The 2,201-nt window shown below is 62.9% G+C and carries 3 protein-coding genes; 2 read left to right on the top strand and 1 reads right to left on the bottom strand.

The features are described from left to right. On the top strand, window positions 1–282 hold a 282-nt coding region (locus tag WAN02_RS18625; protein WP_422265723.1), incomplete at its 5' end, for a hypothetical protein. Between the two features lie 172 nt (window positions 283–454). Here the strand turns inward: WAN02_RS18625 and WAN02_RS18620 are convergent. Then, the gene (locus WAN02_RS18620; RefSeq protein ID WP_422265722.1) at window positions 455–832 is read right to left on the bottom strand and encodes a hypothetical protein; all 378 of its coding nucleotides are present in this window, start codon (window positions 830–832) and stop codon (window positions 455–457) included. Between the two features lie 235 nt (window positions 833–1,067). On the opposite strand from WAN02_RS18620, the gene WAN02_RS18615 reads away from it, so the two are divergent. Continuing rightward, on the top strand, window positions 1,068–2,117 hold the full coding sequence (locus WAN02_RS18615; RefSeq protein WP_422265721.1) for a class I SAM-dependent methyltransferase: 1,050 nt from the start codon (window positions 1,068–1,070) through the stop codon (window positions 2,115–2,117). Window positions 2,118–2,201 lie beyond the last annotated feature (84 nt).

The following is a 2,201-nucleotide window of genomic DNA, read 5'->3' as shown; positions in this document are numbered from 1 at the left end:
GCCACCGTTGCCGCCGCGGCCTCCGTGACCGCCTGCCCCACCTTTACCGCCGGCTCCGCCTTTGCCACCCGCGCCGCCGTTGCCGTTGTCACCTGGCGCGCCGTCGCCGCCGTTGCTGCCCGGATTGTCGGCGGCGAAGCCAGCATCACCGGGCTTCACAACGGCTACGCCGCTGACGGTGTGGCTGCACGCGGTAGAAGCGGCGCCGACAAGGGTCAAGGCCGCAATCAGCGTCACGCTGGCGGCCGCATTCCGGCTTACGACGTTAATGACCTTGTGTGATCGGCGATCTCGTGCGCCACCGGTGCGACGAACCATTGGTCTACCTCCCCGTGAGCAGGGAATTCTCCCCGTTGCCGTCAACGTAGTTCCACAAACGGGGTCGGGTCGCCAAACGCTCGAATTCAAACAGGGTTTTTGCCTAACCGGCCCTCGTGCTTTGACGCCGAGGCGCCTAACGCGGACCACTCACGGTCAGCGGAAGCGATACGGTTCCCGCTGGGCCTTTCATGGCAATGATCCAGCGACCATTCAGATTCAGGGTGAGTCGGAACTGCCAGCAGGCAAAGCCCACGTCCGCATTCATCAAGTTCGTAGGCAACTCGCGGTGCATATGCAACGGTTCGCCACCGTTGGGCGGCGAGACCTCTATGACGACCAAGCGATCCGAACTACCGGTGTCTTCGCCGTCTCCTTGCGTCAGCACCACGATGTCAAACTGCGCTACTCGATCCCGGCCGACTCTGAAGTTGGATATCACCCCGCCTTTCACATTGAGCTTGTTGTCTACCGCTTCGACCTTCTCGGCCAGGAACGCCCCGCTAATTCGCATGCGTCCCAGTATGCGTAAAAATCGCTGCGGCGTATCGGAATTGAACCAGCTCAATGGGTGCGGCGCTACTTCGATTCACAAGATCCGCCGATCGCCGGGGGTTCGAGTCGTATTCAACGGCTTTCGCACGATCGCCTGCAGCTCCACGCGCGTCGCCGACGGCAAAAATCTTTGTTCACAGCATGTTCCGTCCGATTCAGCCGTGCCGACGAGTTGGGTGGTGTAGAAGGGTCTGATGGAGGATCCGCCCCTGAGATCGGTTGATCCGCCGACTTTGCGTGAGACGATGGCCCGACGTTTGCGCCGAGCGTCGGTGGTCAGCGGGCAGATCAATCTGCCCGCCGTTCCGGGGATGATCGACGAGTACGTCACGATGTGTGACACCGTCTTTGCCGGAGTGGGCGTTCGGTTTACTGCCGACGAACTTGCGAATCTCAAGACGGTGCTGGAGGTCCAGCTGGCCGAGGCCTACACCGCCTCCCAACGGTCGAGAATCGTCATCTCGTACGACTCTCCGGTGGGCCGGATCCTGAATTATCACGTCAAAGCCGAATGGTCGAAGATCGAGGACGCCTACGACCATTGGGTTGCCACTCGCGAGCCGCCACTATTCGGCACCGAGCCGGACGCGCGGGTGTGGGCGCTGGCCGGCGAATCCCCCGATCCAGGCGCCCATCGGGTGCTCGACATCGGTGCAGGGACCGGGCGTAACTCCTTGGCCTTGGCGCGACGCGGCCATCCGGTAGACGCCGTCGAGATGACTCCCAAATTCGCCGACGTCATTCGCGTGGAGTCCGAACGCCAAGGGCTGAATGTCCGTGTCATCCAGCGCGACGTCTTCGCGACGATGGATGACCTGCGCTCGGACTATCGTTTGATCGTCCTCTCCGAGGTGGTGTCCGACTTCCGCACGACCCAGCAGCTGCGCGGCATGTTCGAACTCGCCGCACATTGCCTGATGCCCGGCGGACGCTTGGTGTTCAACGCTTTCTTGCCGCGCCCGGGTTACATCCCGGATGATGCCGCACGGGAACTCGGACAGCAGGTCTACACCACGATCTTCACCCGGGACGAGCTGGCGGGTGCGGCCGGTGCGCTGCCGCTCACGTTAGTCGGCGACCACTCCGTGTACGAGTACGAGAAGACTCATCTGCCCGACGGTGCTTGGCCTCCCACGAACTGGTACGCCGACTGGGTCAGCGGCCGTGACGTTTTCGACGTCGACCGTGAGACGTCCCCGATCGAGATGCGCTGGCTCGTCTACCAGAAATCCGGCGGCAGCTAGTCGCGCAGTCTTGTCGGGGAAGCGGCCCTTAGCCGGCGTGACCCGGTTGGCCGGGTTGGCCTGGTTGGCCTGGCTGACCACCGG

The organism is Mycobacterium sp. (genome assembly GCF_049281135.1).
Taxonomy (GTDB): domain Bacteria; phylum Actinomycetota; class Actinomycetes; order Mycobacteriales; family Mycobacteriaceae; genus Mycobacterium.
The sequence above is the reverse complement of the archived record's forward strand: the minus strand, read 5'-3'. Positions and strand labels throughout refer to the sequence as shown.